Genomic DNA, 22,100 nt, shown 5'->3' with positions numbered 1-22,100 from the left:
CCGCCGCGTGGTCGCGGGGGGCACCGCCGCGGGGGGGCTGCCCCGGCACGGCCCCCGCGGGGCTGCGCCCGGCGCTACAGAACCTGCCCGCCTTGTAGAGCGGAGCAACGCCCCGCTGGGGCTGTACCGGGAGCGCCCCCGCCGGGCGTCGCCCGGCGCTACAGAGCCTGCCCGCCTTGTAGAGCGGGGCAACGCCCCGCTGGGGCTGTACCGGGAATGCCCCCGCCGGACTTCGCCCGGCGCTACAGAACCTGCCCGCCTTGTAGAGCGGGGCAACGCCCCGCTGGGGCTGTACCGGGAGCGCCCCCCCTTGTGCCTCGCAGGCGTAAAAAAGCGGCGGAGCATGGCTCCGCCGCAAGGGGAAGATACGGTGGTGCGGGAGATCAGGGCGTCGCTTCGGCGTTCCAGGCGGCGACCTTGGCCTTGGCCTCGGCCAGCATCGCGTCCAGCGCGGTGCGGTCATAGACCTTGCCGCGCATCAACACGGTGTCGATCGCGCGGGTCGCGTTGATGTCCAGCAGCGGGTTGCGCTCCAGCAGTACCAGGTCGGCGGCCTTGCCGGCTTGGACCGCACCGTAGCGATCCAGCCTGCCGAACCAGGCCGGGCCGTTGCGGGTGGCCGCGACCAGTGCCTGCTGCGGGGTCAGGCCTTCGCGCACGTACAGCGACAGTTCGTTGTGCAGGCCGATGCCGGGGTAGTTGTAGGAGTTGAGGAAGCCTGCATCGGTGCCGGCCATGATGCGCACCCCCGCCTCCTGCAGCATCGGCAGCACCGCGGCGACCTGCGCATAGCGTTCGTGGCGCGCCTGGATCTGCTCCGGCGTGGCCTTGGCCGCGCGCTCCACGCGCCATGCGTAGGTCTTGCGCAGGCCCGGGCCGATGTAGGCCAGGTACGCATCGTTGTCGTGCGGTTCGGCGTCGAGGAAGCTGAGAATGCGGCCGCCGTCGAGCGTGGGGGTGACCGCCACGCCGAGTTCGGCGAAGCGGCGGTAGGCGGCCATCGCGGTGTCGCGGTCGAAACCGGTATGCAGCAGGCGGCTGGCCTCGGCGCGGTCGATGCGGCCGGCGGCCAGATCGGCGGTGATCTTCGCCTCGTCCGGAATGCCGGCCTGGAACGCATAGTCCAGGTGCTCGATCGAGCTGATGCCGGCATCCACGGCCTGGCCGACGGTCAGTGCCATCGGGATGTGGCCGGAGGTGCGCAGTCCGCGCTTCTTCGCCTCGGACACCGCGTACAGGAACAGTTCCGGCTTCAGCGTGCTGTCGGTGATCTTGACGAAATCGACCTTGTCGCGCTGTTCGCGGTCCAGCGCCGCATCGACGCCGGCCTTGTCGCCGACCTCGATGGTGCCCTTCCACACCGGGGCGATGCCTTCGATCTTGGCACCGGAGGTGAACAGCTGCGGGCCGAACAGTTCGCCCCTGGCAATCTGCCCGCGCCAGGACAGCACCTGTCCGGGCAGGTCGCCGGAGGCATCGCGCACGGTGGTGATGCCGTGCGCCACGTACAGCGGCAGCAGCGCCTTGTTTTCCTCGACCAGCGCCGGGCCGCCGCCGAAGTGCACGTGCATGTCCCACAGGCCGGGAATCAGGTAGCGGTCCCTGGCGTCGATGGTCGTGGCGGCGCGCCACAGCCTGGCCAGCGCCTTGTCCTCGCCCACCGCCACGATCTCGTCGCCGCGGATCGCCACGGCCTGGCCGGGCAGGGTACGGCCGTGCTCGACGTCGACGACGGTGGCGTGGCGGACCAGGACGTCGGCATTCGAGCGTGCGGCCAGCGCCGGCGGCGCCAGCACGAGCAGGGAGGACAGGGCGAGGGAAAGCGTGGTTTTCATCGGTGGGTTCCAGTGGCGTGCGGCGGACCGCACAACGGAGAAAGGGGATCAGCGGGCGCCGGCGGCGGCCAGCATGCGTTCGATGGCGGTCTGCCGACGCTGGCGGGCATGCCGCAGCGGCGCGACGCCTTCGCCATCGGCGAGATTCACGTCGGCACCGGCATCGATCAGCAGGCGCACGATGTCCTGGTGGCGGGTGCCGCCGTCGCCGAGGATGATGGCCTCCAGCAGGGCGGTCCAACCGAGGCGGTTGACGTGGTCCACGTCGACGCCGGCGTCGATCAACGTGCGTACGGTTTCCACGTGGCCGCGTTCGGCAGCCGGGATCAGCGCGGTGCCGCCATAGCGGTTGGTGCTGCGCAGATCGGCGCCGTGGGCCAGGGTCATCCGCAGGATGTCGAGCTGGCCGCCGGCGCCGGCATACAGATAGGCGCTGTCGTCGATCGCGTCCTTGGCGTTGACGTCGGCGCCGGCGTCGATCAAGGCCCGCGCCGCTTCGGTCTGCCGCCGGTGGACGGCCGCCAGCAGCGGCGTGCGGCCCCTGGCATCGTGGGCGCGGGTGTCGGCGCCCTGCGCGAGCAGGGCACGTACCGCTTCCGTGTCGCCGGTCTCGACGGCCTGGAACAGCTGCCGCGCCAGAGCGGGGTCGCTGGCACCGGCCGGGCACGACGCCAGCATGGCCGTGGCCAGTACCTGCGCGGTGATCCAATGTCGAGCGGACATCGCCTGCCTCCTGTTTCTGCGGCGTGCGGATGCGCCTGTGGAGCGCATCGCGGTGGCGGACGTTTGCGCCCGGCCGGTGTCGATGCTACAAGCCGTCTCTTCCATCCAGAAATGAAATGTAACGATGGATATCAGTCCAAAATCGAATAGGGCGCTGTTCGACCTCGACCTGCTGCGCGCGTTGGTGACAGTGGCCGATTGCGGCAGCTTCACCGCGGCGGCGGCGCGCCTGCATTCCACCCAGTCCACCATCAGCCAGAAGGTGCGGCGGCTGGAGGAACTGGCCGGGCATCGCCTGCTCGACCGCGGGGTGCGCGATGTACGCCCCACCGACACCGGCGAGACCGTGCTGGGCTATGCGCGGCGCCTGCTGGCGCTGAACGAGGAACTGGGCGAGGCGCTGTCCGGCGCGGGCGTGGCCACCACCCTGCGCCTCGGCGTGCCGGAGGATTTCGCCGGCGGCCGCACCACGCACCTGCTGGCCGATTTCAGCCGGCTGCACCCGCGGGTGAAGCTGGAAGTGAGCAGTGGCCTGAGCCGCGCCCTGGCCGAGGGCTACGACCGCGGCGAACTGGACCTGGTGCTGGTCAAGCAGCGCCGCGGCAGCCGCGAGGCGCTGGCCTGCTGGCCCGAGCCGATGCGCTGGATCGACAGTGCGTCCAGCCCGGCGTTCGCGCTCGATCCGGTGCCGCTGGTGGCCTTCCCGCCGCGCGGGCTGTACCGCGACGACATGATCGACGCGATCGAGGCGCTGGGCCGGCGCTGGCGCATCAGCTTCACCAGTTCCAGCCTTGGGGGCATCCAGGCGGCGGTGGCCGATGGCCTGGGCATAAGCCTGCTGCCGGCGCGCACGGTGACGCCGGCGCATGTGGTGCTGGGCGCGGAAAGCGGCTTGCCGGAGATCGACAGCATCGAACTGGTGATCCTGATGCGGTCGTCGGCCGACCCGGAGGTACGGGTGCTGGCCGACATGCTGGTGGAAATGCTGGGCCAGTCGCAGGTGTAGAAACGGTCTCAGTGGCGACCGGGGCATTCCCGGCGAAGCGCCATCGTGATTGATGCGGAAGAACCGCCGCTCGCGGCTCGCACCGCGTGGCACGGCAGCGGCCAGCACCCACGGAAACCGGATCGGTGATGACCGGCCATCCGTCGCAGCTGTGGGGATGGCCTGCGCAGGGGCTGCCGGGAAAACCCGATGCGGGGCGCCACCCCCGCATCGGCAGAAACCGGCGCGCTGGTTCCCATGGAATCGATCAAACGGCGTCCTGCACGAACCGGCCGCGGCGGACGATGCGGCGATGGCATGGAACCCCGGCCACCGCGGCCGCGGCGTTGGGCGCGTCGAGCACCAGGAAGGTGGCCTCGTTGCCCGCGGCCAGGCCATAGCCCTGCAGGCCGATCACGCGCGCGCTGGCGCCGGTGGCCATCTTCAACGCCATGCACAGGTCCTCGTCGGTATGGAAACCGGAGCGGTAGCCGAGCAGCATCGCCCGCTGCAGCATGTCGCCGTTGCCGTAGGGCCACCAGGCGTCGCGGATGTTGTCGTTGCCCATGAACACCTCCACGCCGGCCGCGCGCAGCCGGCGCACCGGCGGGAACGGACGGTCGCCCGGGGCGTTGGTCATGATCGCCACGCCGGCATCGGCCAGAACGGCGGCGATGCGGTCCACCTGCGCCTCGTCCACCTCGCCCAGCGAATAGGCATGGCTGACCGCCACGCGCCCCTTCATGCCGAGCGCGCGGGTGCGTTCGGCGATGCGCCGCAGCTGCTCGATGCCGCCCAGGCCGGGCTCGTGCAGGTGGATGTCGACCTTGGCGCCATGCCGCTCGGCGATGCCGAACACCACGTCGAGCTGGCCCTTGCTGTCGCCGTCGAGCGTGTCCGGGTCGATGCCGCCGACCACCTGCGCGCCTGCGCGCATTGCCGCCTCCAATACCTCGGCCGTGCCGGGGCAGGACATCACGCCGGCCTGCGGGAAGGCGACCAGTTCGATATCGACGATGCCGCGCCAGCGTTCGCGCACCGCGTTCACCGCGTGCAGGTTGTCCAGGCCGGTGGTCGCGTCGACATCGACATGGCTGCGCATCGCCACGGTGCCGAATGCGGCGGCCTGCGCGACCAGCGCATCGGCGCGCTCGACGATGGGGGGCGCGGCCGCCAGCTCCTGCTTCTCGATGGCCAGGCGCTCGCGCAGGGTCTGCGCCGGACGATGCGGGTGCCAGCGGTCACCGACGAAGCTCTTGTCCAGGTGGATGTGGCCATCGACGAAGCCCGGCAGCACCAGCTGGCCGCCCAGGTCGACCAGCGCCACGCCTTCGGTGCGCGGCAGGTCCGGGCCGATGGCGGCGAAACGACCGTCGGCGACGGCCAGTTCCAGGGGCTGGCCGTCGGGACCGACGGCGTTGATGAAGAGTTGCTCGACCATGGCGGCTTCGTGGGGAAGGATGGGGGCTGCCACGATAGGCGCGGCATCCGTCCACCGGAAATGAAGTATCGCGATGGGGGCCATTCGCCCCGGCACTGGCCGATGGTTGGCGCGGGCCCGCGCGGTGGAGCCGGATGGAAGTCGAGTCGATATCGTTGCCTGCCGGGGCGTGGCCGCATGCTGCGGCGGCCTTCACGCCGGGCCGCATCCTCGTTGCTGGCCGATCGCGCCGCGCGCAGCGCCGCTCACATGCAGCGCACGCGAGCGTGACGTCACTCCCCGCAGCGGTCCTCATCCGGGATCGTGCCCCGGATTGAAAGCCGCGCCGCGGGAACAGGGTGCCGGTTCGTGCAGCGCGTCGCCACGCGCCCGGCTGTCACCGCAGCGCCGCGGTTTTCATTCCGGGTCATAGTCGAGGTTCGAAGCCAGCCACCTCTCCGCCTGCGCCCGGTCCACGCCCTTGCGCCGCGCGTAGTCGGCGACCTGTTCCTTGGATACGCGGCCGACCACGAAGTACTGGCTCTGCGGATGGCTGAAGTAGTAGCCGGACACCGCGGCCGCCGGCAGCATCGCGAAGCCTTCGGTCAGGATCATGCCGGCGTTGCGTTCGGCGTCGAGCAGGTCGAACAGCCTGCGCTTCTCGCTGTGTTCCGGACAGGCCGGGTAGCCGGGCGCGGGGCGGATCCCGGCGTACTGCTCGGCGATCAGCGCCTCGTTGTCCAGCGTCTCGTCCGCGGCATAGCCCCAGTATTCGGTGCGCACGCGATGGTGCAGGCGCTCGGCCAGCGCTTCGGCCAGGCGGTCGGCCAGCGCCTTGAGCAGGATCGCGTTGTAGTCGTCGAACTCGGTGCGGAAGCGCTCCAGGTGCGGCTCGATGCCGAGCCCGGCGGTGACCGCGAAACCGCCGATCCAGTCCTGCTTGCCGCTGTCTTCCGGGGCGATGAAGTCGGCCAGGCAGAAGTCGGGGCGTTCGGCGGGTTTGTCGACCTGCTGGCGCAGGAAGTGCAGGGTGTTGGATTCGCCGTCACGCTGGATGACCACGTCGTCGCCGCGGCTGTTGGCCGGCCACAGCGCGAACACCGCCTTGGCCGTCAGCCACTTTTCCCTGGTGATCCGCTCCAGCAGCGCCTGCGCATCCGCGTACAGCTCGCTGGCCTGCGGGCCGACGATCTCGTCGGTCAGGATCGCCGGGAATTTGCCGGCCAGTTCCCAGGCACTGAAGAACGGCGACCAGTCGATGAACGGCAGCAGGTCGTCCAGCGGCCAGTCGTCGAACACGTGCAGGCCCGGCTGCTTCGGCGCAGGCGGCGTGTACTGCGCCCAGTCGCAGGTGAAGCGCTGGCCGCGCGCGTGCTCCAGCGACACCAGCCGCTTGGCGTCGCCGCGGTTGCGGTGGCGCTGGCGGATATCGGCGTAGTCGGCCTCGTTGGCGGCGACGAACGGGCCGCGCAGTTCGTCTGAAATCAGCGACTGGGCCACGCCGACCGCGCGCGAGGCGTCCTTCACCCAGATCGTCGGCGACTTGTAGTGCGGGTCGATCTTCAGCGCAGTGTGTGCGCGCGAGGTGGTGGCGCCGCCGATCATCAGCGGGATGCTCAGGTTCTGCCGCTGCATCTCGCGGGCGACGTGGCTCATTTCTTCCAGCGACGGGGTGATCAGACCGGATACGCCGATCAGGTCGGCGTTCTCGGCCAGCGCGGTGTCGATGATCTTCTGCGCCGGCACCATCACGCCCAGGTCGATCACCTCGAAGTTGTTGCAGGCCAGGACCACGCCGACGATGTTCTTGCCGATGTCGTGCACGTCGCCCTTGACCGTGGCCATGACGATTTTGCCGTTGCTCTTGCCGACGTCGCCGGTGCGCAGTTTCTCGGCCTCGATGAAGGGCAGCAGGTAGGCCACCGCCTTCTTCATCACCCGCGCCGACTTGACCACCTGCGGCAGGAACATCATGCCGGCGCCGAAGAGGTCGCCGACCACGTTCATGCCGTCCATCAACGGGCCTTCGATCACGTCCAGCGGCCGCGCGGCCTGCTGCCGCGCTTCCTCGGTGTCTTCCTCCACCCATGCGTCCAGCCCCTGCACCAGCGCATGCGCCAGGCGTTCGCGCACCGGCTTCTGGCGCCAGCCCAGGTCTTCGGTCTTCTTCTCGCCCTTCCTGCCCTTGTAGCGTTCGGCGATTTCCAGCAGGCGCTCGGTGCCGTCCCTGCGGCGGTTGAGGATCACGTCCTCCACGCGTTCGCGCAGTTCCGGGTCGAGCTGGTCGTAGATCGGCAGCGCGCCGGCGTTGACGATGCCCATGTCCATGCCGGCCTTGATGGCGTGGTACAGGAACACCGAATGGATCGCCTGGCGCACGGTCTCGTTGCCGCGGAAGGAGAACGACACGTTGGACACGCCGCCGGACACATGGCAGTGCGGCAGCGTGCGCTTGATGATGCGGGTGGCCTCGATGAAGTCCACCGCGTAGTTGTCGTGCTCCTCGATGCCGGTGGCGACGGCGAAGATGTTCGGGTCGAAGATGATGTCCTGCGGCGGGAAGCCGACCTGCTCGACGAGGATGCGGTAGGCGCGGGTGCAGATTTCCACCTTGCGCGCGCAGGTGTCGGCCTGGCCATCCTCGTCGAAGGCCATCACCACCGCGGCGGCGCCGTAGCGGCGCACCAGCCTGGCGTGTTCGATGAAGGCCGCTTCGCCCTCCTTGAGCGAGATCGAATTGACCACGCTCTTGCCCTGCAGGCATTTCAGGCCGGCCTCGATCACGCTCCACTTCGACGAATCCACCATCACCGGGATGCGGGCGATGTCCGGCTCGGACATGATCAGGTTGAGGAAGCGGGTCATCGCCTTCTCGGAGTCGATCAGGCCCTCGTCCATGTTGACGTCGAGGATCTGCGCGCCGCTGGCGACCTGCTGGCGCGCCACGTCCACTGCTTCCTCATAGCGGTCTTCCTTGATCAGCTTCTTGAACTGCGCGCTGCCGGTGACGTTGGTGCGCTCGCCGACGTTGATGAACAGCAGGTCCGGGGTGATGACCAGCGGTTCCAGGCCGGACAGGCGGGTGTAGGGCGTGGCGCTCATGCGGCCTGCTCCTGCGCCTGCGGCAATGCGCGCGGCGGCACGCCGGCCACCGCTTCGGCGATGGCCTTGATGTGCGCCGGGGTGGTGCCGCAGCAGCCGCCGACCAGGTTCAGCAGGCCGGAGGTGGCGAACTCCTTCAGCGTGGCGGCCATTTCCTCCGGCGTCTCGTCGTACTCGCCGAACGCATTGGGCAGGCCGGCGTTGGGATGGGCGCTGACGTAGCCGCTGGACACCTGCGCCAGCGTTTCCACGTGCGGACGCATGTCGGTCGCACCGAGTGCGCAGTTGAAGCCGATCGACAGCGGCTGGCCGTGCGCGACCGAGGCGTAGAAGGCTTCGGCGGTCTGCCCGGACAAAGTGCGCCCGGAAGCGTCGGTGATGGTGCCGGAAATCATCACCGGCAGGCGCGCGCCGCGCGCGTCGAAGGCCTCCTCGATGGCGAACAGCGCGGCCTTGGCATTGAGCGTGTCGAAGATGGTTTCCACCATCAGCGTATCGGCGCCGCCGTCGATCAGGCCGTCGATGGCCTCGCGGTAGGTCGTACGCAGTTCGTCGAAGCTGGTGTTGCGGAAACCCGGGTCGTTGACGTTGGGGCTGATCGAGGCGGTGCGGCTGGTCGGGCCGAGCACGCCGATCACGAAGCGCGGCCTGTCCGGTGTCGTCGCCTCGACGGCGTCGCAGCATTGCCGCGCCACCTGCGCGCCGGCCTTGTTCAGTTCGTAGACCAGGTGCTGCAGGTGGTAGTCGGCCTGGCTGACCGAGGTGGCGTTGAAGGTGTTGGTCTCCACCAGGTCGGCGCCGGCCTCCAGGTAGGCGGTGTGGATGCCGGCGATGATCTCCGGCCGGGTCAGCAGCAGCAGGTCGTTGTTGCCCTTGAGGTCGTGGCCGGCATGGCCGCAGCCGGGGCCGTGCACGTGGCGGTCGCCCGCCGGCAGGCTGTCGTAGCCCTGCGCGAAACGCTGCCCGCGGTAGTCGTCTTCCTCCAGCCCATGGCGCTGGATCATCGTGCCCATGGCGCCGTCGATGACCAGGATGCGCTGCTCGAGGGCGCGCAGCAGCTTGGCGACGCGTTCGGGGTGGAGCCAGGGGAGGGCGTGCATGGGCGGACCGTGACGTGGAATCGGGGAGGAGAGGGAGGCATGCGCGCCAGGCTTCAGGGCCGGTGGGCGATCAGCGAGATCACCTCGAAATGCGGCGGGCGCTTCTCGCGGGTGACGGTTTCCAGGCTGGATACCTCCAGCCCGGCCTTCTCGACGAACCTGCGCAGGTCCTTGCCGGTGAAGCCGAGGTTGACGTGGCCATAGGCCTCCACCGCCGCCTTGTGCTCGTGGCGGGCGAGGCTGCACAGCATCAGCCGTCCGCCGGGGCGCAGCACGCGCGCGCCTTCGGACACCGCCTTGGCCGGGTTGCTGGCGTAGGTGAGGGCGTGCATCAGCACCACCAGGTCGAAGCTGCCGTCGTCGAAGGGCAGCTTGTGCATGTCGCCCTCGCGCACTTCGACATTGGGCAGCTTGCGCAGGCGCTCGCTGGCCGCGGCGACCACGCGCGCGCTGGTGTCGACGCAGACGTAGCGTTGCGCGTGCGGGGCCAGCAGCTCGGCCAGCACGCCATCGCCGGAGGCGATGTCGAGCACGTCGCCGGTCTCCAGCAGCGGCAGCGCGCTGCGCGCCAGCGCTTCCCAGGTGCGGCCCGGGGAGTAGTGGCGCTCCATGTCGCCGGCCACGCTGTCGGCCCAGTTCTGGTCGGCGGCGCGCATCGCCAGTACGGAGGGCACGCGCTCGGCGTCCTGGCGCAGCAGCGGATCGTCGCTGCCGTTGCTCAGCGCATGCCACAATGCGCGCTGCGCCGGATCCAGCGCGGCCTCGTCGAAGCGGTAGTAGGCCGACACGCCGGCGCGGCGGTCGCGCACCAGCCCGGCTTCCTTCAGGCGGGCCAGGTGGGTGGACACGCGCGGCTGCGCCAGCGTGGTGATGGCCGACAGCTCGGCCACGGTCAGCTCCTCCTGCTCCAGCAGCGTCAGCAGGCGCACGCGGGTGGCGTCGGCGAACACCTTCAGGCGGGTCGACCAGTCTTCCAGATCCATAAATATCTACCTATCGAGATAGAGAGATATTTTGCTGCTGCGGCGCGGCAGGGTCAAGGCGCAGGCCCCCCGGGGTAGGCCCCGGCAACCCGTTGGGAACGGCGTTGCTGCCGGATGGCGACGGCGTCCGCATTCACCATGTTCCTGGCTGCTCCCCCCTATGTTTCCGGCCTCAACAGTTACAATCGCAACCTCGTAACGCCCTGGGAGGGGTGCAGTGGATTTCAGCTTTTCCGACGAACAACTGATGCTGCAGGATGTCGCCCGCCGCATCGCCCAAGAGAAGATCGGCCCCAGCGCCGAGCACCACGATGCGACCGGCGAATACCCGCTGGAGAACATCCGCCTGCTCGGCGAGAACGGCCTGATGGGCATCGAGGTGCCGGTCGAGTACGGCGGCGCCGGCATGGACCCGGTGTCCAGCGTGCTGGCGATCGTCGAGGTCTCCGCCGCCGATGCCGCGCACGCGACCATCATGTCGGTCAACAACTCGCTGTTCTGCAACGCGGTGCTCAGCCATGGCAGCGAGGAGCAGAAGCAGCTGTACGTGCGCGCGATCGCCGAGGGCCGCGAGATCGGCGCCTTCGCCCTGACCGAATCGCAGTCCGGTTCCGACGCCACCGCCATGCGCTGCCGCGCGGTGAAGCAGGCCGATGGTTCCTACCTGATCAACGGCCAGAAGAGCTGGATCACTTCCGGTCCGGTGGCGCGCTACATCGTGCTGTTCGCCATGACCGATCCGTCGCAGGGCGCACGCGGCATCACCGCCTTCATGATCGACACCACCCGTGCCGGCTTCGGCCGCGGCAAGACCGAGCCCAAGCTGGGCGTGCGCGCCTCGGCCACCTGCGAGATCGAGTTCCAGGACTACGTGGCCCGCGCCGAGGACGTGATCGGCGCGGAGGGGCAGGGCTTCAAGATCGCCATGAGCCTGCTGGACTCCGGCCGCATCGGCATTGCTTCGCAGGCGGTGGGCATCGCCCGCGCCGCCTACGAGGCATCGCTGGCCTATGTGCGCGAGCGCAAGTCCTTCGGCGCGCCGATCGGCAGCTTCCAGATGATCCAGGCCAAGATCGCCGACATGAAGTGCAAGCTGGACGCGGCGCTGCTGCTGACCCTGCGTGCGGCCTGGACCAAGGCCCAGGGCAAGCGCTTCTCCACCGAGGCCGCGGTGGCCAAGCTGACCGCCTCGGAGGCGGCGATGTGGATCGCCCACCAGGCCGTGCAGATCCACGGCGGCATGGGGTACTCGAAGGAAATGCCGCTGGAGCGCTACTTCCGCGACGCCAAGATCACCGAGATCTACGAAGGCACCAGCGAGATCCAGCGCCTGGTCATCGCCCGCAACGAGACCGGCGTGCGTTGAGTGCTTCAAGCCCCTCTCCCTGCGGGGTGAGGGGCAGTCCGCGAACCATCGGTTCGTCGCCCCTAGGACGCCCTTGCGCCAGCGCAAGGCCCGAGCGCGGAGCGGGGGTTGGGTGGAGCAGGGGGCGAAGCCCCGGCCGATGTCTGGCTGTACGCGGCTTGACCCGTACCCTCATCCGCCCCTTCGGGGCACCCTTCTCCCAATGGCAGAAGGCATAAAAAACGAAGCCCCGGCATTGCCGGGGCTTCGTCGTTGCGGTCCGCGCAGCGGGATCAGCGATCCTGCTGCACCGTACGCACCTTGTGCTGCTCGATGAACTGCTTGGATTGTTCGTCCAGCTTGTCGCCGAGCACGCGGCGCACGGTGACGAAGAACAGCGGGATCAGCAGCACGCCGATGACGGTGGCGAACAGCATGCCGCCGATGACGCCGGTGCCCAGCGAGTGGCGGGCGTTGGCGCCGGCGCCGGTGGAGATGGCCATCGGCAGCACGCCCAGGATGAACGCGAACGAGGTCATCAGGATCGGGCGGAAGCGCAGGTGCGCCGCTTCGATGGCGGCCTCGCGCAGGGTCTTGCCGGCGGCGCGCTGCTCGACGGCGAATTCCACGATCAGGATCGCGTTCTTCGCCGCCAGGCCGATCACCGTCACCATGCCGATCTTGAAGTACAGGTCGTTGGGCAGGCTGCGCAGCATCGAGAACACCACCGCGCCGAGGATGCCGACCGGCACCACCAGCAGCACCGAGACCGGGATCGACCAGCTCTCGTACAGCGCGGCCAGGCACAGGAACACCACTACCACCGACAGCACCATCAGCAGGGTGGCGGCGTTGCCAGCCAGGATTTCCTGGTAGGACATGCCGCTCCAGTCGTAGCCGAAGCCGTTGGGCAGGTCGTTGTGGACCAGGTTCTCCATGGTCGCCATCGCCTGGCCGGAGCTGCCGCCGGGCGCCGGCGAGCCGACGATGTTCACCGCCGAGTAGCCGTTGTAGCGGCTCAGCGCCGGCGGCGCGTAGATCCACTCGGACTTGACCACCGTGCTGAGCGGGATCATCGAGCGCTGGCCGTCGGCGTCCGTGCTCAGCGAGCTGGGCACGTAGTAGCTGCGCAGCGATTCGGGACCGGTGCGGTAGGCGGCGTCGGCCTGCATGTTCACGCGCTTGATGCGCCCGCCGTAGAAGAAGTCGTTGACGTAGACCGGCGCCAGCATCATCTGGATCGCGGTGTAGACGTCATTGACCGACACGCCCATGGCCTGGGCCTGCACGCGGTCGACCTTCAGCTGCAGCTGCGGCGAGTTCTCCAGCGTGTTGGGGCGCACCGCGACCAGCGATTTGTCGTTCATCGCCGCGCCGAGCAGGGTGTTGCGCGCTTCCATCAGCGCATCCTGGCCGGCGCCGGCACGGTCCTGCAGCCACATGTCGAAGCCGCCGAACTGGCCCAGGCCCTGCACCGTCGGCAGGTTGACGAAGAACACCTGCGCGTCCTTGATGCCGACGAAGGCCTTGCCGTTCATCTTCTGGATGAATTCCGGCGCGGTCTCGCTGCGCGCGGCCCAGTCCTTGAGGCGGATGAAGGCCATGCCGACGTTCTCGCCCGAACCGACGAAGCTGAAGCCGGTGACCTGCATCATGCCTTCGAAGGACGGGTCGTCCTTCATCATGCCGTACAGCTGGTCGAACACCACGGTGGTGCGGCCCTTGGTCGCGCCCGGCGGCAGCTGCACGATCGCCAGCGCGTAGCCCTGGTCCTCTTCTGGCAGGAAGCTGCCGGGCAGGCGGGTGAACAGGAAGCCGCACAGCACCACGAGCAGAGCGAACACCATCAGCCAGCGCGGGCTGTGCTTGATGACGCCGCCGACGGTGCCGACATAGCCCTTCTCGAGCTTGCCGTAGTACTTGTTGAAGGTGCGGTAGACCCAGTTCGGGTTGTCGTTGTGGGTCGGCTTGAGGAAGGCCGCGCACAGCGCCGGGGTGAAGCTCAGCGCCAGCAGCGCCGAGAAGCCCATCGACATGGCGATGGTCAGCGCGAACTGCTTGTAGATCTCGCCCGAGGCGCCGGGCTGCATGGCGCTGGGGATGAACACCGCCGCCAGCACAACGGTGATGGCCACCACCGCGCCGGTGATCTGGCCCATCGCCTTCTGCGTGGCCGGCTTCGGGTCGAGCTTTTCCTCGCTCATGATGCGTTCGACGTTCTCGATCACCACGATCGCGTCGTCCACCACGATGCCGATCGCCAGCACCATCGCGAACAGGGTCAGCTGGTTGATGGTGAAGCCGATCGCCAGCATGCCCATGAAGGTGCCGAGCAGGGCCACCGGGATGACCAGGGTGGGGATGATCGTGGCGCGGAAGTTCTGCAGGAAGATCAGCATCACCAGGAACACCAGGATGATGGCTTCCACCAGCGTGTGGATCACTTCCTTGATCGAGATGTTGACGAAGGTGGTGCTGTCGAACGGGGTGAACCAGCTCACCCCCGCCGGGAAGCTGGGGGCGAGGTCGTCCATCTTGGCGCGTACCGCCTTGGACACGTCCAGGGCGTTGGCGCCGGGCAGCAGCTGCACCGCGAACGCGGCCACCGGCTTGCCGTTGTAGCGGGTGTCGAAACCGTAGTTGGACGCGCCGAAGGCGACGCTGGCCACGTCCTTCAGCCGCACCACGCTGCCATCGGCGTTGGCCCGCAGGATGGTGTTCTCGAACTCCTCGGGCGTGCTGTAGCGGCCTTCGGCGGCGACGGTGGCGGTGAAGGCCTGGCCGTTCGGGGCCGGGTCGCCGCCCACCGAACCGGCGGCGAACTGCAGGTTCTGGGTGCCGATGGCGTTGTACACGTCGGTGGCCGACAGGTGGTAGCCCTGCAGCTTCTCCGGGTTGAGCCAGATGCGCATGGCGTACTCGGAGCCGAACTGCTGGGTGCTGCCGACGCCGGGCACGCGCGAGATCTGGTCGAGCACGCGCGCGCCGACGATGTCGTTGAGCGCGTCGCGGTCCACCGAGCCGTCGTCCGAGCGCACGCCGATGGCCATCAGGAAGCCGGCGTTGGCCTTGGCCACCACGACGCCCTGCTTGGTCACTTCGGCGGGCAGGCGCGGGGTGGCCAGCGCCACCTTGTTCTGCACCTGCACCTGGGCGATGTCGGCATTGGTGCCGCTGTCGAAGGTCAGGGTGATGCTGACGCGGCCGGTCGAGGACGAGGACGAACTGAAATAGACCAGGTTGTCGATGCCGGTCAGCTGCTGCTCGATCACCTGGGTGACCGACTTCTCGGCGGTGGAGGCGCTGGCGCCGGGGTAGGTGGCGCTCACCGTGACCTGCGGCGGGGCGACGCTGGGGTAGGACTCCACGCCCAGGTTGAGGATCGAGATCACGCCGCCCAGCGAGATCAGGATGGCCACCACCCAGGCGAATACCGGGTGTTCGATGAAGAATTTAGGCATGACGGGTTCCCGTTTCCCTTACTTGGCCGGCGCCGGCGCGGCGGCCGCGGGCTTGGTGGCGGCCGGCTGCCACGGCGAGGGCTTGGCCGGCGCGCCTTCCTTGACCTTCTGCACGCCCGAGACGATGACCTTGTCGCCGGCGGCCAGGCCGGAGGACACCAGCCAGTTGCCGTTCTGCTGGCTGTCCAGCGCCACGTCCTTGCGCGCCACGTTGCCGTCGCCGCCCACGACCAGCACGTAGCCGCCGCGGGTGTCGCGCAGCACGGCCTGCTGCGGGATCAGGAACGCGTTGTTGCGCTCGCCCAGGTTGGCCTTGAAGCTGACGAACGAGCCCGGCAGCAGGGTGCGCTCGGGGTTGGGCAGCTGCGCGCGCAGCGAAACCGCGCCGGTGGCCGGGTCGACCGTGGTCGCCGAGAAGTCCAGCGTGCCCTCATGGGTGTACGGCGTGCCGTCGGGCAGGTCGACCTGCACGGTGGTCTTGCCGTCGCCGGCCAGTGCCACCGCGCCCTTGGCCTGGGCGGCGCGCAGTGCGCTCAGTTCGTCGGCGGTCATCGAGAAATTGACGTACAGCGGGTCGATCTGGTCGACGGTGGTCAGCAGGGTCGCCTCGCCCTGGCCGACCAGCGCGCCTTCGGTCACCTGCTGCTTGCCGGCCACGCCGGCGATGGGCGCGGTGACATTGGCGTAGCCCAGGCTGATGCGGGCGGTGGTGACCGCGGCCTGCGCCTGCTGCACGGCGGCGGCGGCGGTGCGCTCGGTGGCCTCGGCGTTGTCCAGGTCGGACTTGGACACGTAGCTCTGCGGCGCCAGCGAGCGCGCGCGCTCGGCGGTGGTCCTGGCGTTGGCGTAGCTGGCGCGGGCCGAGGCCAGCGCCGCTTCGGCCGAGGCCAGCGAGGCGCGCAGCGGCGCCGGGTCGATCTGGAACAGCAGCTGGCCTTCCTTCACCGCGCTGCCTTCCTCATAGGCGCGCTTGAGCAGCACGCCGGATACCCGCGCGCGCACGTCGGCCGAGCGGAACGGCGACAGCCGGCCGACCAGCTCGCGCTGCAGCGGCAGGGTCTGCGGCCTGGCCTCGACGACACCGACATCCGGCGGCGGCGGAGCGGCCTGTTCCTGGGGCTTCTTGCAGGCGGTCAGGCCCAGGGCCAGGGCGCCGGTGAGGGCGAGGATGCGGAGCGGGGAGGTCATCGGGGAAACTCCGGGGGTTGTTTTCAGCGAGTGCCGGGGATGCCGGCCGGCGGCGCCGGGAAGGCGCGCAGGAAGGCATCGACGGCGAATTCGGCCCACCGGCGGCGCACCTTCGGGTCGTCGCGGTGGGGGGCATGGAAGCGTTGTCGTTCGAAATCCTGACCGGCGATCATGCTTATTAGCATTTCGGCCATGAAATGCGGATCGTCATGGATGACGCGACCGCGGGCCATCTCGGTTCGCATCCATTCAGCCAGCTGTTCGCGCAGGGCATCGGCGCTGCTGTGGTAGAGCGCGCGGGCTTCCTCGCGGAACTCCTGGGCGCCGCTGGCGATCAGCTGCGCGGCCTGGCGGCTGCGCGGCTGGTTGCGGTTCTCCAGGTAGCGCAGGGCGAAATCCAGCAATATCCCGCGCAGCGGGCGCTCGTCGCCACTGGCCAGTGGCGCGGCGGCGATGCTGACGTGCTGGCGCATCGCCAGGCTGAGCAGTTCGCGCTTGCTGCCGTAGCGGCTGTAGAGGGTCTGCTTGGAGCAGCCCACATGCGCGGCCACCGCGTCCATGCTCAGGTGCATGCCCTGGGTCGCCAGCAGTTCGCGCACGGCATCGAACACGCGCTGGTCGCGTGCCTCGGCAGGCGCGGATTGGAGGAGCTCGGGGTGCACGGTTTGGACTATACCGTCCAGTTCACAATTGGTAAAGCAGCGCGGAAAGGCGCTTTCCGCTGCTGTTCCCGAGCATCGAAAGTGAATGATCTTTCTGGTGTAAATCTTTTTTAAAACAGTGGGTTGGGCTTGTTTTGAAGGGTTTTTGCAAAGCCTGATTGCGGCCCTGCAACAATGCTCTTCGGACAGCGGGGGCTACAATCGCGCCTCCCCAGGAGCCCACTGAAAGCTCAACCATGAAATCGCAAAACAACGCTGCCAAGTCCGCAAAAACGAAATCCCAACCGGCTGCCAAGCAGAGTGTTTCCGAGGCCGGCCTGTCCCTGGAGCCGGTTTTCGCGGCTTTGCGCAAGCGTTACCCCGCCGCGGCACAGGCCCAGGCGGTGGCATTCGCCTCGGCGTTCTACAAGCGCATGGAAGCCGATGAGTTCAACGCGCATCGCGCCGAGGACTGGGCGGCACTGGCCGCCGGCATGCTGGAGTTCGCCCGCGTGCGCAAGCCGGGCAAGGCCAACGTGCGCGTGTTCAACCCGGTCCTGAAGACGGACGGCTGGGAGTCGGCCCACACCGTGCTGCAGATCGTCAACGACGACATGCCGTTCCTGGTGGATACCGTCTCGCTGGCGCTGGCCGACATGGGCGTTGGCGTGCACGTGCTGGGCCATCCGGTGATCGCGCTCGGCCGCGACAAGGCCGGCAAGCTGACCGGCGTCGGCGAGGGTTCGCCGGAGTCGGTGATGCTGCTGGAGATCGACCGCCAGCCGGCCGATGCGATGGACGCGGTGGCCAAGCGCGTGAACGAGGCGCTGGAAGAAGTGCGCGCCATCGTCAAGGACTGGGAGCCGATGCGCGACAAGGCGCTGGCCCTGGCCGACGACCTGGGCAAGCGCACGCTGCCGGTGAGCGAGGAGTCGCGCCATGAGGCGCAGGAATTCCTGCGCTGGGCCGCGGACAACCATTTCACCTTCTTCGGCTACCGCGAATACAAGGTCGGCAAGCAGGGCAAGGAAGACGTGCTGGCCGCGCAGAACGGCACCGGCCTGGGGCTGATGCGCGGCAAGGACACCTCGGTGGCGCGCCCGGTCAAGGGGCTGGCGGCGCAGGGCCTGAACACCACCAGCGGCCTGACCGACGCGCTGATCCTGACCAAGACCAATGCCCGTTCGCGCATCCACCGCGGCGGCTACATGGATTACATCGGCATTCTGGAGTTCGACGCCAAGGGCAGGATCGTCGGCGAACAGCGCTTCCTGGGCCTGTTCACCTCCAGCGCCTACAACCGCCGCCCGTGGGAAATCCCGCTGGTGCGCCAGCGCTACGAGAACGTGATGAAGCGTTCGGGCCTGAGCCCGTCCAGCCACAGCGGCAAGGCGCTGCGCCACATCCTCGAATCGCTGCCGCGCGAGGAGCTGTTCCAGTCCAGCGAGGACGAACTGTTCCGCACCGCGATGGGCGTGCTCGGCCTGCAGGAGCGCGTGCGCAGCCGCCTGTTCCTGCGCCGCGACAAGTTCAGCCGCTTCATCTCCGCGCTGGTGTTCCTGCCGCGCGAGCGCTTCAACACCGATGTGCGCCTGCGCATCGAGGCCCTGCTGCGCGACGCGCTGCAGGGCGAATACGTCGATTCCAGCGTGGTGCTGGGCGACTCGCCGCTGGCGCAGCTGCACCTGATCGTGCGCCCGAAGGCCGGGCAGAGCCTGGACCTGGACACCGAGGGCCTGGAGAAGCGCCTGGCCCATGCCCTGCGCAACTGGCAGGACGACCTGCGCGAGGCGCTGGTCGCCAGCCATGGCGAAAGCGAAGGCCTGCGCATCGCCTCGCGCATCGGCAAGGCGCTGCCTGCCGGCTACATCGAGGACTCCAGCGCCGAGATCGCCGCTGCCGACGTGGCCCAGCTCGACGCGCTGACCGGCCCGGACGACCTGCGCCTGAGCCTGCAGCCGATCCACCGCGACGGCGCCGATGGCCTGCGCATGAAGCTGTACCGCCAGCTCAAGGACATCCCGCTGTCCGACGTGCTGCCGATGATGGAGAACATGGGCCTGCGCGTGATCGCCGAGCGTCCGTACCGCCTGATGGTGGACGACGCGCCGGTCTACGTGCAGGACTTCGAGGTCGAATCGACCGTCGGCGCCATCGACGCGGCTGCCGCCAGCGCGGCCTTCGCCGATGCCTTCGCCCGTGTATGGCACGGCGAGGCCGAGAACGACGGCTTCAACCGCCTGGTGCTGGCCACCGGCCTGGACTGGCGCCAGGTGGCGATGCTGCGCGGCTACTGCAAGTACCTGCTGCAGATCGGCGTGCCGTTCTCGCAGGCCTACGTCGAAGGCACCTTCAACCGCTATCCGCTGCTGGCGCGCCTGATCGTGGAGCTGTTCGAAGCCCGCTTCGATCCGGCGCCGGCCACCGACAAGGCCACCGCCGACGCGCAGCTGGCGCAGTTCAAGGCGCTGGCCGGCGGCGACGCCGCCACCGTCAAGCTGCTCGAGGGCCTGGTCAAGGCGCGCGGCAGCAACCGTGACGCGCGCATGGCGCTGGTGCACGACGCCCTGGTCAAGCTGCTGGACGGCGTGTCGAGCCTGGACGAGGACCGCATCCTGCGCAGCTTCATCGGTGCGATCGAAGCCACTTTGCGCACCAGCTATTACATGCAGCGCAAGGACGGCGTACGCGCCGACGGCGGCCCGGCCGACTACATCAGCTTCAAGTTCGACGCCGCCAAGGTGCCGGATGCGCCCAAGCCGCGCCCGTACCGCGAAATCTGGGTGTGCGGCCCGCGCGTGGAAGGCACCCACCTGCGCTTCGGCGCCGTGGCCCGTGGCGGCCTGCGCTGGTCCGACCGTCGCGAGGATTTCCGTACCGAGGTGCTGGGCCTGGTCAAGGCGCAGATGGTGAAGAACACGGTGATCGTGCCGGTCGGCTCCAAGGGCGGTTTCTTCGCCAAGCAGCTGCCGGATCCGGCGCTCGACCGCGACGCATGGTTCGCCGAAGGCGTGGCCTGCTACAAGCGCTTCATCAACGGCCTGCTGGACATCACCGACAACATCGTCGGCAACAAGATCGTGGCGCCGGTAGGCGTGGTGCGCCATGACCAGGACGATCCGTACCTGGTGGTCGCCGCCGACAAGGGCACCGCGACCTTCTCCGACATCGCCAACGGCATCGCCCGGGCCCACGGCTTCTGGATGGACGATGCGTTCGCCTCGGGTGGCTCGGTCGGCTACAGCCACAAGGGCATGGGCATCACCGCGCGCGGCGCGTGGGAGTCGGTCAAGCGCCACTTCCGTGCGCTGGGCCGCAACTGCCAGAAGCAGGACTTCACCTGCGTCGGCATCGGCGACATGTCCGGCGACGTGTTCGGCAACGGCATGCTGCTGTCCGAGCATGTGCAGCTGGTCTGCGCCTTCGACCACCGCCACATCTTCCTCGACCCGACCCCGGTGGCGGCCAGCTCGTTCAAGGAGCGCCAGCGCCTGTTCGAACTGCCGCGCTCGAGCTGGGCGGACTACAACGCCAAGCTGATCAGCAAGGGCGGCGGCATCTATGCCCGCTCGCTCAAGTCGATCGAGATCACCCCGCAGGTGCGCGAGGCGCTCGGCATCGACGCCGGCATCAAGTCGATGACCCCGACCGACCTGATCAACGCCGCGCTGAAGGCGCCGGTGGACCTGGTGTGGAACGGCGGCATCGGTACCTACGTCAAGGCGGCCAGCGAGACCAACGCCGAAGTCGGCGACCGCGCCAACAGCGGCCTGCGCGTCAATGGCGGCGAGCTGCGCTGCAGGATCGTGGGCGAGGGCGGCAACCTGGGCATGACCCAGCTGGGCCGCATCGAAGCCGCGCAGAACGGCGTGCTGCTCAACACCGACTTCATCGACAACTCCGCCGGCGTCGATACCTCCGACCACGAAGTCAACATCAAGATCCTGCTCAACGACGTGGTGCGCGCCAAGAAGCTCACCGTCGAGCAGCGCAACAAGCTGCTGGCCTCGATGACCGACGAGGTCGCCGGGCTGGTGCTGATGGACAACTACCGCCAGAACCAGGCCATCAGCCTGATGGAGCGGATGAGCGTCAAGCGCCTGGGTTCCAAGCAGCATTTCATCCGCACGCTGGAGCAGCAGGGCCTGCTCGACCGCCAGATCGAGTTCCTGCCGTCCGACGCCGAGCTGTCCGCGCGCAAGCTGCGCGGCCAGGGGCTGACCCGTCCGGAACTGTCGGTGATCCTGTCCTACTCCAAGATCGTCGCCTTCCAGCAGCTGCTGGAATCGGACATCCCGGAAGATCCGTACCTGTCCAAGGAGCTGCTGCGCTACTTCCCGCAGCCGCTGCAGAAGAAGTACGCCGACGCGATGAACGGCCACCGCCTGAAGCGCGAGATCATCGCCACCGCGGTGACCAACCAGACCATCAACCGCATGGGCGCCACCTTCCTGATGCGCATGCAGGAAGATACCGGCCGCAGCGTGGCCGAGGTCGCCAAGGCCTACACCATCAGCCGCGAGACGCTGGACGCGCGCGCGCTGTGGACGCAGATCGACGCGCTGGACGGCACCCTGCCGGAGGCCGTGCAGGTCGACGCGCTGGAAGTGATCTGGAAGCTGCAGCGTGCGTTCGTGCGCTGGCTGCTGAACCGTCCGGGCGCGATGCCGGGCATCACCGCCGCGGTAGAACGCTACCAGGGGCCGTTCAACGACATCCGCATCGCCTCGGGCGTGCTGCCGGATTCGCAGCGCCCGGCCTACGAGGCCAGCGTCAAGCAGTGGAAGGAAAAGGGCCTGCCGGCGGCGCTGGCGCAGCAGCTGTCCGAGCTGCAGTTCCTGGAACCGGCGTTCGACATCATCGAACTGGCCCGGACCCGCAAGCTCAAGCCGGTGGACGTGTCCAAGGTTCACTTCCGCCTGGGCGAAGCCCTGCAGATGCCGTGGCTGTTCGAGCAGATCGACGCGCTGGAGGTCAACGGCCGCTGGCACGCCGTTGCCCGCGGCGTGCTGCGCGACGAGCTGGCCGCGCACCAGCGCAACCTCGCCGGCCAGGTGCTGTCGATGAAGGGCGCCAGTGCCGAGGCCAAGGTCGCCGCCTGGCTGGGCCGCGAGGACAGCGGCCTGCGCTTCACCCTGGCGATGCTGGCCGAGCTGGCCGAGCAGAAGACGCTGGACTACCCGACCGTCTCGGTCGCGGTGCAGCGCCTGGGCCAGCTGGCTGCGCACGGGGTTTGACCCCGTGGTGGGGGGGGGGGGGGGGGGGGGGGGGCCCCCCCCCCCCCGCCGCGGCGCGCGCGCCCCGGCCCCGCGGCGGG

Annotated in this window: 12 protein-coding genes and 1 pseudogene; 3 read left to right on the top strand and 10 right to left on the bottom strand. The window is 68.7% G+C overall.

The annotated features are described in order from the left end of the window. Positions 1-383: 383 nt before the first annotated feature. Both QMX80_RS11955 and QMX80_RS11950 read right to left on the bottom strand, forming a co-directional pair. Positions 384-1,835: an amidohydrolase family protein gene (locus tag QMX80_RS11955; RefSeq protein WP_282277265.1), complete on the bottom strand. Its 1,452-nt coding sequence runs from the start codon at positions 1,833-1,835 to the stop codon at positions 384-386. 48 nt (positions 1,836-1,883) lie between these two features. Beyond that, entirely contained in the window at positions 1,884-2,558 is a 675-nt protein-coding gene (locus QMX80_RS11950; protein WP_282277262.1) for an ankyrin repeat domain-containing protein, read from the bottom strand. Positions 2,559-2,682: 124 nt separating this feature from the next. On the opposite strand from QMX80_RS11950, the gene QMX80_RS11945 reads away from it, so the two are divergent. Continuing rightward, a complete protein-coding gene (locus tag QMX80_RS11945) occupies positions 2,683-3,564 on the top strand; it encodes a LysR substrate-binding domain-containing protein (protein WP_055764830.1) in 882 nt (293 codons plus the stop codon). Positions 3,565-3,811: 247 nt separating this feature from the next. Here the strand turns inward: QMX80_RS11945 and QMX80_RS11940 are convergent, their stop codons facing one another. The 4 genes from QMX80_RS11940 to QMX80_RS11925 all read right to left on the bottom strand — a co-directional run bounded on the left by QMX80_RS11940 (position 3,812) and on the right by QMX80_RS11925 (position 10,148). Beyond that, entirely contained in the window at positions 3,812-4,984 is a 1,173-nt protein-coding gene (locus QMX80_RS11940; protein WP_282277259.1) for an amidohydrolase family protein, read from the bottom strand. Between the two features lie 396 nt (positions 4,985-5,380). After that, a complete protein-coding gene (metH, locus tag QMX80_RS11935) occupies positions 5,381-8,065 on the bottom strand; it encodes a methionine synthase (protein ID WP_282277257.1) in 2,685 nt (894 codons plus the stop codon). Continuing rightward, positions 8,062-9,165, bottom strand: a complete 1,104-nt coding sequence (locus tag QMX80_RS11930; RefSeq protein ID WP_282277256.1) for a homocysteine S-methyltransferase family protein — start codon at positions 9,163-9,165, stop codon at positions 8,062-8,064. The genes metH and QMX80_RS11930 overlap by 4 nt, the downstream gene beginning before the upstream one ends. Before the next feature lie 53 nt (positions 9,166-9,218). Continuing rightward, complete coding sequence (locus QMX80_RS11925) at positions 9,219-10,148, bottom strand: ArsR family transcriptional regulator (protein ID WP_282277255.1); 930 nt, start codon at positions 10,146-10,148, stop codon at positions 9,219-9,221. Between the two features lie 217 nt (positions 10,149-10,365). On the opposite strand from QMX80_RS11925, the gene QMX80_RS11920 reads away from it, so the two are divergent. Continuing rightward, the gene (locus tag QMX80_RS11920; protein ID WP_055764841.1) at positions 10,366-11,514 is read left to right on the top strand and encodes an acyl-CoA dehydrogenase family protein; all 1,149 of its coding nucleotides are present in this window, start codon (positions 10,366-10,368) and stop codon (positions 11,512-11,514) included. Positions 11,515-11,786: 272 nt separating this feature from the next. Here the strand turns inward: QMX80_RS11920 and QMX80_RS11915 are convergent, their stop codons facing one another. The 4 genes and pseudogenes from QMX80_RS11915 to QMX80_RS11900 all read right to left on the bottom strand — a co-directional run bounded on the left by QMX80_RS11915 (position 11,787) and on the right by QMX80_RS11900 (position 17,099). Then, positions 11,787-14,954 carry a multidrug efflux RND transporter permease subunit gene (locus QMX80_RS11915; RefSeq protein WP_273081916.1) on the bottom strand — a complete coding sequence of 1,056 codons (3,168 nt, stop codon included), beginning with the start codon at positions 14,952-14,954 and terminating at the stop codon, positions 11,787-11,789. An 84-nt stretch (positions 14,955-15,038) separates the two neighbouring features. Continuing rightward, positions 15,039-16,142 (bottom strand): annotated as a pseudogene (locus QMX80_RS11910) (efflux RND transporter periplasmic adaptor subunit); the annotation flags it as partial. Between the two features lie 23 nt (positions 16,143-16,165). After that, entirely contained in the window at positions 16,166-16,804 is a 639-nt protein-coding gene (locus QMX80_RS11905) for a TetR/AcrR family transcriptional regulator (RefSeq protein ID WP_282277253.1), read from the bottom strand. A gap of 22 nt (positions 16,805-16,826) precedes the next feature. After that, complete coding sequence (locus QMX80_RS11900) at positions 16,827-17,099, bottom strand: hypothetical protein (protein ID WP_282277267.1); 273 nt, start codon at positions 17,097-17,099, stop codon at positions 16,827-16,829. On the opposite strand from QMX80_RS11900, the gene QMX80_RS11895 reads away from it, so the two are divergent. After that, positions 17,041-22,020: an NAD-glutamate dehydrogenase domain-containing protein gene (locus QMX80_RS11895; protein WP_282277251.1), complete on the top strand. Its 4,980-nt coding sequence runs from the start codon at positions 17,041-17,043 to the stop codon at positions 22,018-22,020. The genes QMX80_RS11900 and QMX80_RS11895 overlap by 59 nt on opposite strands. Positions 22,021-22,100: the final 80 nt, after the last annotated feature.

The sequence above is a fragment of the Stenotrophomonas sp. PS02297 genome (genome assembly GCF_029959705.1).
Taxonomy (GTDB): domain Bacteria; phylum Pseudomonadota; class Gammaproteobacteria; order Xanthomonadales; family Xanthomonadaceae; genus Stenotrophomonas; species Stenotrophomonas nitritireducens.
Note: the sequence above shows the minus strand (reverse complement) of the source record. Positions and strands in the feature narration are given on the sequence as shown.

Coding starts and splice junctions, on each gene's coding strand:
- QMX80_RS11955 (WP_282277265.1), bottom strand. CDS start 1,835: ATGAAAACCACGCTTTCCCTCGCCCTGTCCTCCCTGCTCGTGCTGGCG.
- QMX80_RS11950 (WP_282277262.1), bottom strand. CDS start 2,558: ATGTCCGCTCGACATTGGATCACCGCGCAGGTACTGGCCACGGCCATG.
- QMX80_RS11945 (WP_055764830.1), top strand. CDS start 2,683: ATGGATATCAGTCCAAAATCGAATAGGGCGCTGTTCGACCTCGACCTG.
- QMX80_RS11940 (WP_282277259.1), bottom strand. CDS start 4,984: ATGGTCGAGCAACTCTTCATCAACGCCGTCGGTCCCGACGGCCAGCCC.
- metH (WP_282277257.1), bottom strand. CDS start 8,065: ATGAGCGCCACGCCCTACACCCGCCTGTCCGGCCTGGAACCGCTGGTC.
- QMX80_RS11930 (WP_282277256.1), bottom strand. CDS start 9,165: ATGCACGCCCTCCCCTGGCTCCACCCCGAACGCGTCGCCAAGCTGCTG.
- QMX80_RS11925 (WP_282277255.1), bottom strand. CDS start 10,148: ATGGATCTGGAAGACTGGTCGACCCGCCTGAAGGTGTTCGCCGACGCC.
- QMX80_RS11915 (WP_273081916.1), bottom strand. CDS start 14,954: ATGCCTAAATTCTTCATCGAACACCCGGTATTCGCCTGGGTGGTGGCC.
- QMX80_RS11895 (WP_282277251.1), top strand. CDS start 17,041: ATGAAATCGCAAAACAACGCTGCCAAGTCCGCAAAAACGAAATCCCAA.